General features: G+C 59.7%; 15 protein-coding genes and 1 other annotated feature. Of the genes, 8 read left to right on the forward strand and 7 right to left on the reverse strand.

The features are described 5' to 3' along the window. The first annotated feature begins 216 nt into the window (after positions 1 to 216). The gene (locus AC3EMD_RS15575) at positions 217 to 978 is read left to right on the forward strand and encodes a YciK family oxidoreductase (RefSeq protein WP_012542052.1); all 762 of its coding nucleotides are present in this window, start codon (positions 217 to 219) and stop codon (positions 976 to 978) included. Next, positions 975 to 1,565: a cob(I)yrinic acid a,c-diamide adenosyltransferase gene (gene cobO, locus AC3EMD_RS15580; RefSeq protein WP_002901749.1), complete on the forward strand. Its 591-nt coding sequence runs from the start codon at positions 975 to 977 to the stop codon at positions 1,563 to 1,565. The genes AC3EMD_RS15575 and cobO overlap by 4 nt, the downstream gene beginning before the upstream one ends. Positions 1,566 to 1,625: 60 nt before the next feature. Here cobO and rluB read toward each other — a convergent pair whose 3' ends face one another. Further along, a complete protein-coding gene (gene rluB / locus AC3EMD_RS15585) occupies positions 1,626 to 2,528 on the reverse strand; it encodes a 23S rRNA pseudouridine(2605) synthase RluB (RefSeq protein ID WP_008807781.1) in 903 nt (300 codons plus the stop codon). A 280-nt stretch (positions 2,529 to 2,808) separates the two neighbouring features. After that, a complete protein-coding gene (gene gcvA / locus AC3EMD_RS15590) occupies positions 2,809 to 3,708 on the reverse strand; it encodes a transcriptional regulator GcvA (RefSeq protein ID WP_302074190.1) in 900 nt (299 codons plus the stop codon). Between the two features lie 111 nt (positions 3,709 to 3,819). On the opposite strand from gcvA, the gene AC3EMD_RS15595 reads away from it, so the two are divergent. Beyond that, entirely contained in the window at positions 3,820 to 4,728 is a 909-nt protein-coding gene (locus AC3EMD_RS15595) for a DMT family transporter (protein WP_008807779.1), read from the forward strand. Between the two features lie 21 nt (positions 4,729 to 4,749). Here the strand turns inward: AC3EMD_RS15595 and AC3EMD_RS15600 are convergent, their stop codons facing one another. Both AC3EMD_RS15600 and rnm read right to left on the reverse strand, forming a co-directional pair. Further along, a complete protein-coding gene (locus AC3EMD_RS15600) occupies positions 4,750 to 5,370 on the reverse strand; it encodes an L-threonylcarbamoyladenylate synthase (protein ID WP_008807778.1) in 621 nt (206 codons plus the stop codon). Between the two features lie 16 nt (positions 5,371 to 5,386). Next, positions 5,387 to 6,250, reverse strand: coding sequence for an RNase RNM (rnm, locus tag AC3EMD_RS15605; protein ID WP_302073584.1), 864 nt, complete (start codon positions 6,248 to 6,250; stop codon positions 5,387 to 5,389). A gap of 159 nt (positions 6,251 to 6,409) precedes the next feature. Beyond that, positions 6,410 to 6,505 (forward strand) — a sequence feature (Trp leader region). 34 nt (positions 6,506 to 6,539) lie between these two features. Between rnm and AC3EMD_RS15610 the strand changes: the two genes are divergently transcribed. The 5 genes from AC3EMD_RS15610 to trpA are packed head-to-tail and all read left to right on the forward strand — an operon-like array spanning position 6,540 to position 13,071. Next, positions 6,540 to 8,102: an anthranilate synthase component 1 gene (locus AC3EMD_RS15610; RefSeq protein ID WP_012542057.1), complete on the forward strand. Its 1,563-nt coding sequence runs from the start codon at positions 6,540 to 6,542 to the stop codon at positions 8,100 to 8,102. After that, positions 8,102 to 9,697 carry a bifunctional anthranilate synthase glutamate amidotransferase component TrpG/anthranilate phosphoribosyltransferase TrpD gene (gene trpD / locus AC3EMD_RS15615; RefSeq protein WP_004148109.1) on the forward strand — a complete coding sequence of 532 codons (1,596 nt, stop codon included), beginning with the start codon at positions 8,102 to 8,104 and terminating at the stop codon, positions 9,695 to 9,697. The genes AC3EMD_RS15610 and trpD overlap by 1 nt, the downstream gene beginning before the upstream one ends. Positions 9,698 to 9,700: 3 nt before the next feature. After that, on the forward strand, positions 9,701 to 11,059 hold the full coding sequence (gene trpCF, locus AC3EMD_RS15620; RefSeq protein WP_008807775.1) for a bifunctional indole-3-glycerol-phosphate synthase TrpC/phosphoribosylanthranilate isomerase TrpF: 1,359 nt from the start codon (positions 9,701 to 9,703) through the stop codon (positions 11,057 to 11,059). A 9-nt stretch (positions 11,060 to 11,068) separates the two neighbouring features. After that, positions 11,069 to 12,262, forward strand: coding sequence for a tryptophan synthase subunit beta (gene trpB, locus AC3EMD_RS15625; RefSeq protein WP_008807774.1), 1,194 nt, complete (start codon positions 11,069 to 11,071; stop codon positions 12,260 to 12,262). After that, positions 12,262 to 13,071: a tryptophan synthase subunit alpha gene (trpA, locus tag AC3EMD_RS15630; RefSeq protein WP_002901728.1), complete on the forward strand. Its 810-nt coding sequence runs from the start codon at positions 12,262 to 12,264 to the stop codon at positions 13,069 to 13,071. Before trpB ends, trpA begins: the two co-directional genes overlap by 1 nt. Before the next feature lie 218 nt (positions 13,072 to 13,289). On the opposite strand, the gene AC3EMD_RS15635 is transcribed toward trpA, so the two are convergent. The 3 genes from AC3EMD_RS15635 to AC3EMD_RS15645 are packed head-to-tail and all read right to left on the reverse strand — an operon-like array spanning position 13,290 to position 16,965. Then, positions 13,290 to 14,549 carry a glycerate kinase type-2 family protein gene (locus tag AC3EMD_RS15635; protein WP_008807773.1) on the reverse strand — a complete coding sequence of 420 codons (1,260 nt, stop codon included), beginning with the start codon at positions 14,547 to 14,549 and terminating at the stop codon, positions 13,290 to 13,292. 2 nt (positions 14,550 to 14,551) lie between these two features. Further along, a complete protein-coding gene (locus AC3EMD_RS15640) occupies positions 14,552 to 15,640 on the reverse strand; it encodes a tartrate dehydrogenase (protein WP_008807772.1) in 1,089 nt (362 codons plus the stop codon). Positions 15,641 to 15,654: 14 nt separating this feature from the next. Continuing rightward, on the reverse strand, positions 15,655 to 16,965 hold the full coding sequence (locus AC3EMD_RS15645) for an MFS transporter (protein WP_302073585.1): 1,311 nt from the start codon (positions 16,963 to 16,965) through the stop codon (positions 15,655 to 15,657). Between the last annotated feature and the right edge of the window lie 10 nt (positions 16,966 to 16,975).

Consider the following 16,975-nt stretch of genomic DNA (forward strand, 5'->3'; position numbering starts at 1 on the left):
GTACATCAGCCCCTGACGAGAAGTCTTTGTGCTTTGTGTCTTGTGCGCAGCGGATTCCGTTTTTTTTCAGCGAGGCTGAAATCGTTGCAAGATATTAATTTTCTGAATACTTTCCGCTTCGCCGATTGCAATGGCGAGCACTTTCAGGCATAACAGCGCAAAAGTGAGATACCAAAAATGAAGCGCGATCGGGAACCGATCGCCCAAGGAGTCGCCGTGCATTATCAACCGCAACGCCACTTGCTGAAAGATCGCATCATCCTGGTCACCGGCGCCAGCGACGGGATTGGTCGTGAAGCGGCCCTGACCTACGCGCGCTATAGCGCCAGCGTGATTCTGCTTGGCCGCAACGACGAAAAACTGCGCGCCGTCGCCCAGGAGATTGAACGCGAGGGCGGCATTCCCGCCCGCTGGTTTACCCTCGACCTGCTAACCTGCACGCCGCAGGCGTGCCAGCAGCTGGCGCAGCAGATAAGTATGCACTATCCCCGTCTTGACGGCGTGCTGCACAACGCCGGCCTGCTCGGCGACATCTGCCCCATGGACGAGCAGAAGCCGGAGGTCTGGCAGCAGGTGATGCAGGTGAACGTCAATGGCACTTTTATGCTGACCCAGGCGCTTCTTCCTTTATTACTCCGTTCGGATGCGGGCTCGCTGGTCTTCACTTCGTCCAGCGTTGGTCGTCAGGGCCGCGCCAACTGGGGCGCCTATGCGGTCTCCAAATTCGCCACCGAAGGGATGATGCAGGTGCTGGCCGACGAGTACCAAAGCCGTCATCTGCGGGTGAACTGCATCAACCCCGGCGGCACCCGCACCGGGATGCGCGCCAGCGCCTTCCCGACGGAAGATCCGCTAAAACTGAAGACCCCCGCTGACATTATGCCCGTCTATCTATGGCTGATGGGTGACGACAGTCGCCGCAAGACGGGAATGACCTTTGACGCCCAACCGGGCCGTAAGCCAGGAATTGCCCAATGAGTGATGAACGCTACCGCGAACGCCAGCAGCGGCTGAAAGATAAAGTTGACGCCCGGGTGGCGGCAGCCCAGGACGAACGCGGCATTGTGATGGTCTTTACCGGCAACGGCAAAGGCAAAACCACCGCCGCCTTTGGCACCGCGACCCGCGCCGTCGGCCACGGCAAAAAAGTCGGCGTGATCCAGTTTATTAAGGGGACCTGGCCTAACGGTGAGCGTAACCTGCTGGAACCCCACGGCGTCGAATTTCAGGTGATGGCGACAGGCTTCACCTGGAACACCCAGGATCGCGACAGCGACACCGCCGCCTGTCTGGCGGTCTGGGAGCATGCCCGCCGTATGCTGGCTGACGACCAGCTCGATCTGGTGCTGCTGGATGAGCTGACTTACATGGTGGCGTACGATTACCTGCCGCTGGAGTCGGTGCTAAGCGCCCTGCGTGAGCGTCCTGCCCATCAGTCGGTGATCATTACCGGCCGCGGCTGCCATCGCGATATTATTGAACTGGCGGATACCGTCAGCGAACTGCGTCCGGTCAAGCATGCGTTTGATGCCGGGATTAAAGCGCAGATGGGAATTGACTACTGAGGGCCTGATACGGCGAAAGGCAGTACGCGTTCCGGCGGCACTCCACCGGAACGCACAACATTAACCGTTGGTCTTATTGCGAGTACTGGAACGACGGTTGCTGTTGTTACCCTGGCGCGGGTTAGCGCTGGTCTGGCTGTGACGCTTCACCGCCCGACGGATCTGATTGGCTTTCATCCGGCGACGGTCTTTCTCGACGGCAACTTTAGAACTGGTTTCCGGCGTCAGCTCCACCAGCTCGCGCAGGTAGTTGGTCTGCGCCAGGTCCAGTTCGGTATAGCCGCCGCGCGGCAGGCCTTTCGGCAGCAGAATATCGCCATAGCGCACGCGGATCAGACGGCTGACCTGCACGCCGACCGCTTCCCACAGGCGACGCACTTCGCGGTTACGCCCTTCGGTCAGGGTGACGTTGTACCACTGGTTAATCCCTTCACCGCCGGTGAATTTGATGGTTTTAAATGCTGCCGGACCATCTTCTAACTGCACGCCGCGAGACAGCTGACGCAGCTTATCATCATCCACCTGGCCGAAAACGCGAACGGCGTACTCACGCTCGACTTCACGGCTCGGATGCATCAGGCGGTTTGCCAGTTCGCCATCGGTGGTGAACAGCAGCAGGCCACAGGTGTTCACGTCCAGACGGCCAACGGCAATCCAGCGCGCGCCGCGCAGTTTTGGCAGGCGATCAAACACCGTCGGGCGCCCTTCCGGATCGTTACGGGTGCACAGCTCGCCTTCCGGCTTATAGTAAGCCAGCACGCGACAGATCTGCTCAGCAGACTCTTTCACCGAGATCAGATGACCATCGATACGAATTTTTAAACCGGGGACGATTTCCACACGATCGCCGAGGGTGGCGATTTTTCCGTCGACGCTGACGCGGCCAGCTTCGATTTTCGCTTCAATTTCACGGCGGGAGCCGTGGCCGGCGCGGGCCAGCACTTTTTGCAGTTTCTCGCTCATTGAGCTTCCTTAAGGTGTCGCCTTCCCAGGCGTCTGGTATGCTTTATGAAACAATGAGGCCTGTATGAACAACTCATTGTTACGTATATACTTTTTACGTAAAGTCTCGCTGGCATGCGCAAAACATTCACCGCGAGCCCGTAATCGTGGCCGAACATACTACACTAACTTCGTCGGGAAAGCTTCTGTTCGCCGTATCGCACCTTGAGTATGGAACAGATTTTCCTCATTCTCCTGTGCGCCTTCACACATAGAGATCTTTACCGGACAGTGCTCCTCCTCACTGCGCGCCCTTCTCAACAACAGCCGGGCGCTGGCCGAGCAGCCAGTCGCGAAAACAGCGGTTGGCAGGCGCCAGCAGCGCGGTCTCGTGGTAAACCAGATGATAGGCCAGCGGACAGGCGATGGGCTGCGCCAGAGGATTAACCAGCCGCCCCTGCGTCAGCGCAGACGCTATGAATGAACGTCGCAGTAATGCCATCCCCATACCAGCGAACGCCGCCTCCGTCACGCCGTTGGAATCAGTGAACACCGGACCGCGGCGCGCGCGGTCCGGCTCCAGCCCCACGGCCTCACACCACAGTGCCCAGTCTTCACGATGCTCATCGTGCAGCAGCGGATACTGCAGCAGATCGCCCGCACCGGCGAGGGACCGGCGCGGAGCAATCAGTTGCGGACTGCAGACCGGGATAAGGTCGTCATCCAGCAGGCGGTAAGCCTGCAGTTCCGGCCAGCCGCCGACACCATGACGCACGGCAAAATCGATCCCTTCACTCACCAAATCTACTCGTCGGTTGGTGGTGCCGATCTGGATCTCAATCTTTGGATAACGTCGTTCAAAATCAGCCAGCCGCGGCAGCAGCCACTGAATGGCGAAGCCGCTGGTACAGCTGAGCGTCACCTTTTCTGGCCCCGCGGGCACCTGCAGGCGCTGGGTGGCGGCGGCTATCTGGAGAAAGGCGGGCTGAACGGCCCGCAGGTAGATCTCCCCCACCTCCGTTAACTGTAACTGTCGGGGAGTACGAATAAAAAGCGGGGTATTCAGCGCTTCCTCGAGGCGGGCAATTTGCTGGCTGACGGCGCTTGCCGTAACGCAAAGCTCACTGGCGGCCTGCTTCAGACTAAGCAGCCGTGCCGCCGCTTCAAAGCAGCGCAGCGCATTCAGCGGTGGAAGTTTCATCGACATGGCATCTCAGTTAAGAATAACTTAATCATGTAAGCATAACGCGTTTGTCGGACGCTGCACGTGAGTTCTACAGTTGACTTCCTTCGTGAATACAAGGAGTCAATCATGCGTGTTATCGACTATGGCCGCCTGCTGCTGCTCGCCGCTCTCTGGGGCGCCAGTTTTTTGTTTATGCGCATCACCACCCCGGCCTTCGGGGCGATGACCAGCGCTTTTCTTCGCGTACTGTTTGCCGCTATCGCGCTCGGGCTGTTACTCGGCGTGCAGGGTAAATGGAGCGGGTATCAGGGAAAATTCATATCCACTCTGAAGCTGGGGGTCATTAATTCAGGCCTTCCTTTTCTGATGTACTGCCTTGCCGCACAGTGGCTGCCGGCAGGGTACTCCGCCACGCTCAACGCCACGGCGCCGATGATGGGAATGCTTATCGGCGCGTTATGCTTTGCGGAACCGTTAACCCTGCGCAAAGGCGGCGGCGCGTTACTGGGCGCCATTGGCGTGGCAGTCATTGCGCGCCCAACCTCCAGCCTCAGCGCCGCCCTCCTGCTGCCGGGGATCGGGGCCTGCCTGATCGCGACCGCCTGTTACGGTCTGGCCGGCTTCCTGACCCGCAGTTGGATCCAGCAGCGGGGCGGCCTTGAGGCTGAGCGCGTCGCGTTGGGCAGCCAGGTCGGCGCCACGCTGTTTCTGTTGCCTTTCTTTCTCTGGTCAGGCTGGTATGGTCCGGTCATAGACTGGCGACAGAGCCTGCCGTGGATAGCGATAGTCATGCTGGGCGTGGTCTGTACAGCAGCAGGGTATATTCTCTATTTTCGCCTGATTGCTGATATAGGACCGCTGCGTTCGCTGTCCGTGACCTTTTTGATCCCACCTTTTGCGGCGCTGTGGGGCTATTTGTGTCTCGGAGAAACCATACAAAAAGGGCTGATTCTCGGCGCACTGCTGATCGGTCTGGCGCTGTGGTTGATTGTCGTGCCGTCAGGAAGGAAACGCGGGGTGCCGGGCGGAGCATGAACCACCGCCCGACGATGACGATCAGAGGAAAGGCTTCACGTCGCCGACGCCTTCGCGCAGCACCACCGGGGTATCTTCCGTCAGGTCAATAACCGTGGTCGGCTGCTGCCCAAGGAAGCCGCCGTGAATGATGAGGTCCACCACTTTCTCCAGACGATCTTTGATCTCTTCCGGGTCGGACTCGGTAAAGTCACTGCCAGGCAGCATCAGCGACGTGGACAGCATCGGTTCGCCTAAAGTTTCGAGCAACGCCTGAGCAATAGGGTTAGACGGGACGCGCATGCCGATGGTTTTACGTTTCTCCTGCAGCAGCCGGCGCGGCACTTCTTTGGTCCCCTTGAGGATAAAGGTGTAGTTGCCCGGCGTGTTGTTTTTCATCAGACGAAACGCCACGTTGTCGACAAAAGCGTAGGTTGAGAGCTCGGACAAATCGCGGCACATCAGGGTAAAGTTGTGGCCGTCCGGCAACTGACGGATACGGCAGATCCGCTCCATCGCGCCCTTGTCTTCAATTTTGCAGCCCAGGGCGTAGCCGGAGTCGGTAGGATAAACGATCACCCCGCCCTTACGCACAATCTCCACCGCCTGGTTAATCAACCGCGCCTGCGGGTTATCCGGATGGATATAAAAAAACTGGCTCATACTTCCCTCTCAATTTTTATTTGGCGGCCGCTTCCCAGCTGTGCCAGACGCCTTCCACGCCGGCAGGAAGCCAGAGCTTACGGCCAAGCTCGATCCACGCACAGGGCTGATGAAAATCGGAGCCCTGTGACGCCAGCAGACCAAACTGTACGGCCTGGGTGGCCAGCTGGGCGCGTTCATGGGGCGCCTGCTGACACTGGGCCACTTCCATGGCATCACCGCCCTGCTCGCTAAAGTGGGCCAACAGCCGCTTCAACCACTTGGCGGAGAGATCGTAGCGCCCGGGATGGGCTATCACCGCCTTGCCGCCAGAATGATGAATGACATCAATCGCTTGTTTTATTGTACACCACTGCGGCGGCACGTAACCGGTTTTCCCGCGGGCAAGGTATTTTTTGAAGACCTCCGCCATGTTTTTCGCATGGCCGGCCTCCACCAGAAAACGGGCAAAATGGCCGCGGGTGACGGCGCCACCGTCCGCCAGCCGCAGCGCCCCTTCCCAGGCGCCAGGGATGCGCGCCTTCTCCAGACGCTCGGCAATCATCTGGCCCCGCAGCTGGCGTCGCGCTTTCTGCTCCTCCAGCAGCGCGGTCATCGTCGGGTGCGCAATATCAATATTCAGACCCACGATATGTATTTCGTGATTCTCCCAAAGCGTCGAAATCTCGACGCCGTTTACCAGCGTTAAGGGTAATCCGGCACGGGCGATCTCTTCCCGGGCGGCCGGGATCGCCGCCACGCTGTCATGGTCGGTGATCGCCAGGGTGCCTACGCGCATCTCATGGGCGCGATGGACCAGTTCCTGCGGAGTCAGCCGCCCGTCAGAGGCGGTGGTATGGCTGTGCAGATCGTAAATCACTGCGTATTGGCTGTCGCTCAAAAGGACTCCTGCTGGACATCAACGTAAATAAGCGCATTATCATACCGACAGGCAGAGAAAATCTGCAAACAAGGGTTGACTTTATTCCATTGAACTAGTTAACTAGTACGCAAGTTCACATGAAGGGGTATCACGATGAAAATGCACTTTATCACTCTGCACAGCTGGTGGCGCACCTCCTGATAACGGGCGGCGTGATCGCGTTTTGCATTCAGCATACAGATACCCGGCCCGCCAATGAGCGGGCTTTTTATTGGACAAAAAATAATACGAACAGGCGAGAACAATAATGCAAACATCCAAACCGGCACTCGAGCTTCTCACCAGCGACGCCATCTACCGGGAGAACCCGACGGCGTTATTCCACCAACTGTGTGGCGCCCGTCCGGCCACGCTGCTGCTGGAATCCGCTGATATCGACAGCAAAGATGACTTAAAAAGCCTGCTGCTGGTCGACAGCGCGCTGCGCATCACCGCTCTTGGTGACACTGTCACTATTCAGGCACTTTCCGCTAACGGCGCCGCGCTGCTGGAACTGCTGGACGGCGCGCTGCCCTCCGGGATCGCCAATCAGCGCCAGCCCAACGGCCGCATCCTGACCTTCCCCGCGGTCAGCACCCTGCTCGATGAAGACGCCCGCCTCTGCTCACTGTCGGTGTTTGACGCCTTCCGTCTCCTGCAGGAGCTGGTGACCGTCCCGGCCAACGAGCGTGAAGCGATGTTCTTCGGCGGCCTGTTCGCCTATGACCTGGTCGCCGGCTTTGAAGATCTTCCACCGCTGCAGAGCGACACCGCCTGCCCGGACTACTGCTTTTATCTGGCAGAAACTCTGCTGGTCATCGACCATCAGACCAAGCATACCCGCATTCAGGCCAGCCTGTTCACCCCGCTGGAGAGTGAAAAACAGCGCCTGGAGCAGCGCCTGAGCCAGCTGCGTCAGCAACTGAACGAGCCGCCGGCGCCGCTGCCGGTTACCACTGTGGCCGAAATGCAGTGCGACGTTGACCAGAGCGATGAAGAGTACGGTGCGGTGGTGCGCAAAATGCAGCGCGCGATCCGCGCCGGGGAAATCTTCCAGGTGGTTCCTTCCCGTCGCTTCTCGCTGCCCTGCCCGTCGCCGCTGGCCGCTTATGATGTGCTGAAGAAGAGCAACCCCAGCCCGTACATGTTCTTTATGCAGGACAACGATTTCACCCTGTTCGGCGCCTCGCCGGAGAGTTCGCTGAAATATGACGCCGTCAGCCGTCAGATTGAGATCTACCCTATCGCCGGCACCCGGCCACGCGGCCGCCGCGCCGACGGTTCGCTGGATCGCGATCTTGACAGCCGCATCGAACTGGAAATGCGCACCGACCATAAAGAGCTTTCCGAACACCTGATGCTGGTGGATCTGGCGCGTAATGACCTGGCCCGCATCTGTACCCCGGGCAGCCGCTATGTCGCCGATTTAACGAAGGTTGACCGTTACTCCTTCGTGATGCATCTGGTCTCCCGCGTGGTCGGCGAACTGCGTCAGGACCTCGATGTGCTGCACGCCTACCGCGCCTGCATGAACATGGGCACCCTCAGCGGCGCACCGAAGGTCCGCGCCATGCAGCTGATTGCCGCCGCCGAAGGTAAACGCCGCGGCAGCTACGGCGGCGCGGTGGGCTATTTCACCGCCCACGGCGACCTCGACACCTGCATCGTCATCCGTTCCGCCTACGTGCAGGAGGGTATCGCTACCGTCCAGGCCGGAGCCGGCATTGTGCTCGACTCGGTTCCCCAGTCGGAAGCGGATGAGACCCGAAATAAAGCCCGCGCGGTGCTGCGCGCCATTGCCCAGGCCCATCACGCGAAGGAGATTTTCTGATGGCTGACATTCTGCTGCTCGATAATATCGATTCTTTCACCTATAACCTGGCAGACCAGCTGCGGGCCAATGGTCATAACGTGGTGATTTACCGTAACTCCGTCCCGGCGCAGGCGCTGATTGAGCGTCTGGGCACCATGGACAACCCGGTGCTGATGCTCTCCCCGGGCCCGGGTACGCCGAGCGAAGCTGGCTGCATGCCGGAACTGCTGACCCGTATGCGTGGCAAGCTGCCGATCATCGGCATCTGCCTCGGTCATCAGGCTATTGTCGAAGCCTACGGCGGCTATGTCGGCCAGGCGGGCGAGATCCTCCATGGCAAAGCATCCAGCATTGAGCACGACGGCCAGGCCATGTTTGCCGGTCTGGCTAACCCACTGCCGGTGGCGCGTTACCACTCGCTGGTTGGCAGCAATATTCCCGCCGGGCTGACGATTAACGCCAATTTCAACGGTATGGTGATGGCGGTGCGTCACGATGCGGACCGGGTGTGCGGCTTCCAGTTCCATCCGGAATCGATCCTTACCACTCAGGGCGCACGGCTGCTGGAGCAGACCCTGGCCTGGGCGCTGCAGAAGCTGGAGCACACTAACACCCTCCAGCCGATCCTTGAGAAGCTCTATCAGGCGGAAACCCTGAGCCAGCAGGAGAGCCACCAGCTGTTCTCCGCCGTCGTGCGCGGTGAAGTGAAGCCTGAGCAACTGGCCGCCGCGCTGGTCAGTATGAAAGTGCGCGGCGAGCAGCCGCAGGAAATTGCCGGCGCCGCCACCGCGCTGCTGGAAAACGCCGCGCCGTTCCCGCGCCCGGACTACCTGTTTGCCGACATCGTCGGCACCGGTGGCGACGGCAGCAACAGCATCAATATCTCCACCGCCAGCGCCTTTGTCGCTGCGGCCTGTGGATTGAAAGTGGCGAAACACGGTAACCGCAGCGTCTCCAGTAAATCAGGCTCTTCTGACCTGCTGGCGGCCTTCGGCATCAATCTCGATATGAACGCCGATAAATCCCGCGCGGCGCTCGATGAGCTGGGGGTTTGTTTCCTGTTCGCGCCGAAATACCACACCGGTTTCCGCCACGCGATGCCGGTCCGTCAGCAGCTGAAGACCCGCACCCTGTTTAACGTGCTGGGGCCGCTGATCAACCCGGCGCATCCGCCGCTGGCGCTGATTGGCGTCTACAGCCCGGAACTGGTGTTGCCGATCGCCGAGACCCTGCGCGTGCTGGGCTATCAGCGCGCGGCGGTGGTGCACAGCGGTGGGATGGATGAAGTCTCGCTGCATGCGCCCACGGTGGTGGCCGAACTGCATAACGGGGAAATCAAAAGCTATCAGCTGACCGCTGACGACTTCGGCCTGACGCCTTACCATCAGGCGCAGCTGGCGGGCGGCACGCCGGAAGAAAATCGTGACATTCTGACGCGCTTGCTACAAGGTAAAGGTGAAGCCGCTCACGAAGCCGCCGTCGCCGCCAACGTCGCCATGTTGATGCGTTTACACGGGCATGAAGATCTGAAAGCTAACGCTCAGCAGGTACTGGATGTGCTGCACAGCGGCGCGGCCTATGACAGAGTGACCGCCTTAGCGGCAAGAGGGTAAAGAATGCAGACCGTTTTAGCAAAAATCGTTGCCGACAAAGCGATTTGGGTAGAAGCCCGCAAACAACAACAACCGTTAGCCAGTTTTCAGAATGAAGTGGTCCCGACGCAGCGCAATTTCTATGACGCGCTGGCCGGCACCCGCACCGCGTTTATTCTCGAGTGCAAAAAGGCCTCGCCGTCGAAGGGGTTGATTCGCGAAGATTTCGATCCGGCGGCGATCGCCAGCATCTACAAACACTACGCCTCGGCGATCTCAGTGCTGTGTGATGAGAAATATTTCCAGGGCAGTTTCGATTTTCTGCCGATCGTCAGCAAGGTCGCGCCGCAGCCGATCCTGTGTAAGGACTTCACCATCGACCCTTACCAGATCTACCTGGCGCGCTACTATCAGGCCGATGCCTGCCTGCTGATGCTCTCGGTGCTCGACGATGAGCAGTACCGCCAGCTCTCCGCGGTGGCGCACAGCCTGAATATGGGCGTGCTGACCGAAGTCAGCAATGAAGAGGAGCTGGAGCGCGCCATCGCCCTGAAGGCGAAGGTGGTGGGCATTAACAACCGCGACCTGCGCGATATGTCGATTGACCTTAACCGCACCCGTCAGCTGGCGGCGCGTCTCGGCCCGGATGTCACGGTGATCAGCGAATCCGGCATCCATACCTATGCTGAAGTGCGCGAGCTGAGCCACTTCGCCAACGGCTTCCTGATCGGCTCCGCCCTGATGGAACAGGCGGATCTGGAAGCGGCGGTTAAACGCGTGCTGCTCGGCGAGAATAAAGTGTGCGGCCTGACGCGCCCGCAGGATGCCCAGGTGGCCTGGGAGTCCGGCGCCATCTACGGTGGCCTGATTTTCGTCCCGACTTCGCCGCGGGCGGTGAATGACGCCCAGGCCAAAGCGGTGATCGCCGCTGCGCCGCTGCAGTACGTCGGCGTGTTTCGCAATGCGCCGCTGGACGAGGTGGTCGCCCGCGCGCAGGCTCTGGGGCTGGCCGCCGTCCAGCTGCACGGTGATGAGGACCAGGCCTATATCGACGCGCTGCGCGACGCCCTCGCGGACAACGTCCGTATCTGGAAAGCGCTGAGCGTTGGTGAAACCCTCCCGGCCCGTACTCTCCGCCATGTCGACAAGTACCTGTTCGACAACGGCCAGGGCGGCAGCGGCCAGCGCTTTGACTGGAGCCTGCTGCAGGGCCAGGATCTGCGCAACGTCATGCTGGCGGGTGGCCTGGGTGCCGATAACTGTGTGGAAGCGGCCAAAAGCGGCTGTGCCGGACTCGATTTCAATTCAGGCGTAGAGTCGCAACCCGGGATTAAAGACGCCAGCAAACTGGCCTCCGTATTCCAGACGCTGCGCGCATATTAAGGAGCAATAATGAGCACTTTACTGAACCCCTACTTCGGCGAATTCGGCGGCATGTATGTGCCGCAGATCCTGATGCCCGCCCTGCGCCAGCTGGAAGAAGCCTTTGTCAGCGCGCAGAAGGACCCGGCCTTTCAGGCGGAATTCACTGACCTGCTGAAAAACTACGCCGGACGTCCGACGGCCCTGACCAAATGCCGGAATCTGACCGAAGGTACTCGCACCACCCTGTACCTGAAACGCGAAGATCTGCTGCACGGCGGCGCGCACAAAACCAACCAGGTGCTGGGCCAGGCCCTGCTGGCCAAACGGATGGGTAAAACCGAAATTATCGCCGAGACCGGCGCCGGTCAGCACGGGGTCGCCTCAGCGCTGGCCAGCGCCCTGCTCGGCCTGAAATGCCGTATCTACATGGGCGCCAAGGACGTCGAGCGCCAGTCGCCGAACGTCTTCCGTATGCGCCTGATGGGTGCCGAGGTGATCCCGGTGCACAGCGGCTCCGCCACGCTGAAAGATGCCTGTAATGAGGCGCTGCGCGACTGGTCTGGTAGCTACGAGAAGGCGCACTATATGCTGGGCACCGCCGCCGGTCCGCATCCGTTCCCGACCATTGTACGTGAATTCCAGCGCATGATTGGCGAAGAGACTAAAGCGCAGATCCTCGAAAAAGAGGGACGTCTGCCGGACGCGGTGATCGCCTGCGTTGGCGGTGGGTCAAACGCCATCGGCATGTTTGCCGACTTTATTGATGAAACCAACGTCGGCCTGATCGGCGTGGAACCGGCCGGGCACGGTATCGAAAGCGGCGAGCACGGCGCGCCGCTGAAGCATGGCCGCGTGGGGATCTACTTCGGTATGAAGTCGCCGATGATGCAAACCGCCGACGGCCAGATCGAAGAGTCTTACTCCATTTCCGCCGGGCTGGACTTCCCGTCCGTTGGGCCGCAGCACGCGTTTCTGAACAGCACCGGTCGCGCTGAGTATGTGTCGATCACCGACAACGAAGCGCTGGACGCGTTTAAAGCGCTCTCCCGCCACGAAGGGATTATCCCGGCGCTGGAGTCCTCTCACGCTCTGGCCCACGCGCTGAAGATGATGCGCGAGAACCCGGAAAAAGAGCAGCTGCTGGTGGTTAACCTCTCCGGTCGCGGCGACAAAGACATTTTCACCGTACATGACATCCTGAAAGCGCGAGGGGAAATCTGATGGAACGCTATGAGACGCTGTTTGCCCAACTGAAAAATCGCCAGGAAGGCGCCTTCGTTCCCTTTGTCACCCTTGGCGATCCGGGACCGGAGCAGTCGCTGAAAATTATCGATGCGCTGATCGAAGGCGGCGCCGATGCCCTTGAGCTGGGGATCCCTTTCTCCGACCCGCTGGCGGACGGCCCGACCATCCAGGGCGCGGCCCTGCGCGCCTTCGCCGCGGGAGTGACCCCGGCGCAGTGCTTTGAGATGCTGGCGGCGATCCGCCAGAAGCATCCGACCATCCCAATCGGCCTGCTGATGTACGCCAACCTCGTCTTCAGCCCGGGCATCGATGCGTTCTATGCCCAGTGCGCCCGCGTTGGCGTCGACTCGGTGCTGGTGGCCGACGTGCCGGTGGAAGAGTCCGCCCCGTTCCGCCAGGCGGCGATGCGCCATAACATCGCGCCGATTTTCATCTGCCCGCCCAATGCGGATGACGATTTACTGCGCCAGATTGCCTCTTATGGCCGCGGCTACACCTATCTGCTGTCGCGCGCCGGGGTGACGGGTGCGGAAAATCGCGCCGCGCTGCCGCTGCACCACCTGGTGGAGAAGCTGGCGGAATATCACGCCGCGCCGCCGCTGCAGGGCTTTGGTATCTCCGCGCCGGAGCAGGTGAGCGCCGCCATTGACGCCGGAGCCGCCGGGGCTATCTCCGGTTCCGCCATCGTCAAAATCATCGAACGCCACCTCGATGAGCCGCAGACCATGCTCGACGAACTGAAAGCCTTCGTCCAGAGCCTGAAGGCGGCGACCAAAACCGCCTGACCGTTAGCCGCCTGGTATTGCGCCAGGCGGCGATTTCCTCGCGTTACCTTCCCCTCCATGTCATCTTGCACGCCAACACATCAGACGGAACGATGATCGACACCTTGGCGCCAGGCGATGCGCTTTAACGTGGAAATGGATGGCGGGCGGATGCCGAAGATTTGAACTATGTTGAAAGGGAAAAATATCGCTCTCCCTGGCACAGGAGAGCGATACAGTCAGGCAATCAATATTGCCCGAATATCATTGACGTTGGTTAACGTCGGGCCGGTGATCAGCAAATCATTAAGCGCGTGAAAATAGCAGTAACTATCATGGCCATCCAGATATTGCACTGCATTAAGACCGCTCAGCTTGCCGCGCGCAAGCGTATCCGGGAAGACGATCGCACCTGCGGCATCTTCTGTGCCATCAATACCATCGCTATCTCCCGCCATGGCCCAGATACCGTGTTCCCCCTGGAGCGCACAGGCCAGACTGAGTAAAAACTCGGTATTGCGGCCCCCTTTTCCAGGCGGAGTGTGGTTTACTGTCACCGTGGTTTCGCCACCTGACAACAGTACAGCAGGCCCTGAAATCGGGTGACCATACTGCTTCGCCGATTTCGCCATACCGGCCATGACCACCGCCACTTCCCTGCTTTCACCTTCTATCGCATCCCCCAAAATAAGGGGGGTGAGCCCATGTTGTCGTGCGGCCAGCCCCGCCGCCGCTAACGCCATCGCCGGCGTGGCGATAAGCCTGACCTCGCCTGTCGCGGCGTTTTCCACCGGGCCGGCCGGCTGGTTTAGCCGTTCGCTAACGGGCTTCGGGATCGCAATGCCATACCGCTGCAGTACCCGGAGCGCATCACGTGGTGCGCTGTTATCGGCAACGGTGGGGCCAGACGCTACGTCCGTCGGATCATCGCCAGGCACATCGCTGATAATCAGTGATACGATGCGCGCCGGTTGCGCCATGGTCGCCAGCTTTCCGCCTTTCACCGCTGAGAGATGACGACGTACCAGATTCATCTCTTTGATGCTGGCCCCGCTATGGAGCAGGGCCCGGGTGATGGTCTGCTTATCTGCCAGCGTTAACCCCGGGGCGGGCAGCGCCATCAGCGCCGACCCTCCCCCTGAAATCAATGCCAGCACCAGATCATCGGCAGTTAAACCGCGCAGCGTCTCCACAATCAGCATTGCGGCAACCTCGCTCATGGCATCTGATACGGGATGAGCCGCCTCAATAATGCGGATGCGGCCCGCAGGAACCGCGTAACCGTAACGCGTCACCACCACACCCGACACCGCCACATCCGGCCAGGCTGCATCTACGGCAGCCGCCATTGCCGCGGATGCTTTACCCGCACCGATCACCACACAACGGCCGCGAGGTTTTTCCGGCAGGTTAGCCAGGGTCACCGGCCCGGCGCGGGCACTGTTGACCGCATGTTGAAAGATATCCTGCAGGATCTCTGCAGCCTGTTCGTTATTCATGGTTATGCGGTCTCGGCAATGTCAGCTTTAGCGTCAATGTAGTGCACCACGGCGCGTGTCACCTCCGCGGTATTGGCTGAGCCACCGACATCTGGCGTCAGAATGCCTTTTTCACACACATACTCAATGCTTTCCATAATCAGCGCAGCGGCATGGCGTTCGCCCAGATGTTCAAGCATCTGTACCGCGGTCCAGAAAGTGGCAATGGGGTTCGCAATCCCTTTGCCGGTGATATCGAATGCGGAACCATGGATCGGTTCGAACATGGAAGGGAAGCGGCGTTCAGGATCAATATTCGCGGTCGGCGCTACGCCCAGGCTACCCGCCAGCGCGCCAGCCAGATCGGAAAGGATATCGGCGTGCAGATTGGTGGCAACGATGGTATCCAGGGTCTGGGGATGCAACGTCATACGGTGCGTCATGGCATCGACCAACATTTTGTCCCACTGCACATCCGGGAATTCCTGCGCCACTTCAGCGGCAATCTCATCCCACATCACCATGCCATGGCGCTGGGCGTTGGATTTGGTTACCACGGTCAGCAGTTTACGTGGCCGAGACTGCGCCAGTCTGAAGGCATAGCGCATAATGCGCGTTACCCCAACACGGGTAAAGATTGCCACTTCGGTACCGACTTCTTCAGGTAAACCACGGTGCGCACGGCCGCCGTTACCAGAATATTCACCTTCAGAGTTTTCACGCACGATGACCCAGTCAAGATCGCCCGGCCCGCGGTTGCGCAGCGGTGAAGTGACGCCCGGCAGAATTTTGGTGGGTCGCACATTGGCGTACTGGTCAAAGCCCTGGCAAATAGGCAGCCGCAGGCCCCAGAGTGTGATGTGGTCAGGGACATCCGGTGCCCCCACCGCGCCGAAGTAAATGGCATCGAATGCTTTCAGCATGTTCAGTCCTTCTTCCGGCATCATCACGCCATGTTTTTTGTAATAGTCTGACCCCCAGTCAAAGGTCTCTATATCAAATTTCAGTTGCGGATCGTGGCGCGTCAGCGCGTGCAAGACTTCAATACCTGCCGAAATGACTTCCGGTCCGATACCGTCCGCAGGGATGGCAGCAATTTTGTAGTGACGCATCGTTACTTCTCCAGTTAATGAGTATGAGGATGTGGAAGCTCTGCCGTCGGCGATTTGTTCGCTCTGGCAGAAAGAATCACGACCACGAGGGCCGAGAGCGCCAGCAATCCGGCGACAAAATACAGGCCCCAGCTGTAGCTACCGGTTTGCTCGCGGATCACGCCAATCATCATCGGGCCGACGAAACCGCCGAGGTTGCCGATGGAGTTGATAGCGGCAATGCCAGCGGCCGCAGCCGGGCCGCTGAGGAACAGGGTTGGCATGCTCCACAGAGGGGGTTTTGATGCGCTAATCCCCACAGTGACCAGCGTTAAGGCAAGCATCACGGTAAACAATGTGCTGACATTACCGGCGTATATCAGCCCGGCAACCGCCAGCAGGCAGGCGCCAATGACGTGCCAGCTGCGCTCTTTGGTTCGATCGGAATGACGCGCCCAGAGGATCATGGCGATGACGCCGATCACCGCCGGAAAAGCGTTCAGGAAACCAATCTCCAGCGAGGAAGCACCGAAACTGCGAATGATTTGCGGGGACCAGATGCCAAGCGTATACAGCCCGGCTGAGGTACCGAAATAGACCAGCGCCAGCGCCAGGACGCGTATATCCGCTAGCCCTCGCCATGCACTGGAATGGCTCTGTTTTGCCGCCCGCGCCAGCTCCTCGTCTTGCATGGTGTTTTCCAGCCAGGCACGCTCTTGATCAGTTAGCCATTTGGCCTTGGCCGGACGATCCGTCAGGAAGAACAGAACCACAACACCGAGCACCAGCGCCGGGAAAGCTTCCAGTACAAACATCCACTGCCAGCCGGCGTAGCCGAGGAAGCCATGCATCTCGAGCAAAGCGGCCGAAACCGGCGATCCCAGTGCTGTCGACAGGGGAGCTGCAGCCATAAAGATGGCAGTGACCTGCGCACGCCTGGCGGCAGGAAACCAGTAGCTGAGATAGAGAATGATACCCGGGAAGAAACCGGCTTCCGCCACGCCGAGCAGAAAACGCAGAATGTAGAAGCTCGTCGTGCCCTGCACAAAAGCCATGCAGCCAGAGACGAATCCCCAGGTGATCATGACGCGGGCGATCCAGATGCGGGCGCCCACTTTATGGAGAATTAAGTTTGACGGCACCTCAAACAGAAAGTAACCCAGGAAGAAAATGCCGGCGCCCAGCCCAAAAACGGTGGGTGAAAACCCCAGGTCCTGGTTCATGGTCAGAGCGGCAAAGCCAATATTGACGCGGTCAAGGAAGGCAATGAAGTACAGCAGCATGATGAAAGGAATAATGCGCAGGGTAACTTTGCGCATCACCTTCTTTTCGAGGTCGTTATTCATGACGGGATGC

This window comes from Klebsiella sp. PK18 (assembly GCF_057784655.1).

Excerpts from the sequence above, each read along its gene's own strand:
- AC3EMD_RS15595 (WP_008807779.1), top strand. The coding sequence starts at position 3,820 with ATGCGTGTTATCGACTATGGCCGCCTGCTGCTGCTCGCCGCTCTCTGG.
- cobO (WP_002901749.1), top strand. The coding sequence starts at position 975 with ATGAGTGATGAACGCTACCGCGAACGCCAGCAGCGGCTGAAAGATAAA.
- trpD (WP_004148109.1), top strand. The coding sequence starts at position 8,102 with ATGGCTGACATTCTGCTGCTCGATAATATCGATTCTTTCACCTATAAC.
- AC3EMD_RS15610 (WP_012542057.1), top strand. The coding sequence starts at position 6,540 with ATGCAAACATCCAAACCGGCACTCGAGCTTCTCACCAGCGACGCCATC.
- trpA (WP_002901728.1), top strand. The coding sequence starts at position 12,262 with ATGGAACGCTATGAGACGCTGTTTGCCCAACTGAAAAATCGCCAGGAA.
- trpB (WP_008807774.1), top strand. The coding sequence starts at position 11,069 with ATGAGCACTTTACTGAACCCCTACTTCGGCGAATTCGGCGGCATGTAT.
- gcvA (WP_302074190.1), bottom strand. The coding sequence starts at position 3,708 with ATGAAACTTCCACCGCTGAATGCGCTGCGCTGCTTTGAAGCGGCGGCA.
- AC3EMD_RS15640 (WP_008807772.1), bottom strand. The coding sequence starts at position 15,640 with ATGCGTCACTACAAAATTGCTGCCATCCCTGCGGACGGTATCGGACCG.
- rluB (WP_008807781.1), bottom strand. The coding sequence starts at position 2,528 with ATGAGCGAGAAACTGCAAAAAGTGCTGGCCCGCGCCGGCCACGGCTCC.
- AC3EMD_RS15645 (WP_302073585.1), bottom strand. The coding sequence starts at position 16,965 with ATGAATAACGACCTCGAAAAGAAGGTGATGCGCAAAGTTACCCTGCGC.
- trpCF (WP_008807775.1), top strand. The coding sequence starts at position 9,701 with ATGCAGACCGTTTTAGCAAAAATCGTTGCCGACAAAGCGATTTGGGTA.
- AC3EMD_RS15635 (WP_008807773.1), bottom strand. The coding sequence starts at position 14,549 with ATGAATAACGAACAGGCTGCAGAGATCCTGCAGGATATCTTTCAACAT.
- AC3EMD_RS15600 (WP_008807778.1), bottom strand. The coding sequence starts at position 5,370 with ATGAGCCAGTTTTTTTATATCCATCCGGATAACCCGCAGGCGCGGTTG.